Source organism: Streptomyces sp. CHD11, from assembly GCF_018638295.1.
In the GTDB taxonomy this organism is placed as follows: domain Bacteria; phylum Actinomycetota; class Actinomycetes; order Streptomycetales; family Streptomycetaceae; genus Streptomyces.
This window is the reverse complement of the sequence record NZ_JABTTS010000099.1, coordinates 1-418: the sequence shown is the minus strand read 5'-3', so window position 1 is coordinate 418 and position 418 is coordinate 1. Positions and strand designations below refer to the sequence as shown.

Sequence of the window (418 nt, the reverse complement as noted above, 5' to 3'; positions counted from 1 at the left end):
ATGCCCACAGCTCTATCGTTATGGGCGTCGGATGGGCACGCCTGGCCACATGCTGAGGTGGCGCGTCATCGGGGGCGGGGGAGCGACTTGAATGACAAGGCGCGGGCGATAGTGCTGGAACTAGACGGGTACCGGGGTGAGTTGGTTCGCCACTGTTACCGCATGCTGGGGTCCCACGCAGAAGCCGAGGACGCCGCTCAGCAGACCTTCGTCCGAGCTTGGCGGAACGCCGGGCAGTTCGAGGGCAGGTCGTCCCTGCGCTCATGGGTGTACCGCATCGCCACCAACGTGTGTCTGGACGCCCTGGCCTCCGGGAGGCGGCGGGCGCTGCCGATGGACCTGTCCGGGCCTTCGGACGGCGCCGCGCCTCCAGGCGCGCCTTCGGACAGCGCGCTGTGGGTCGGCCCCCTGCCTGGTG

1 protein-coding gene is annotated in these 418 nt (G+C 69.1%); it reads left to right on the top strand.

The genetic code is table 11. The annotated features are described in order from the left end of the window. Nucleotides 1–111 precede the first annotated feature (111 nt). The coding region (locus tag HTV45_RS33325; protein WP_215209616.1) for a sigma-70 family RNA polymerase sigma factor at nucleotides 112–418 on the top strand (307 nt) is incomplete at its 3' end.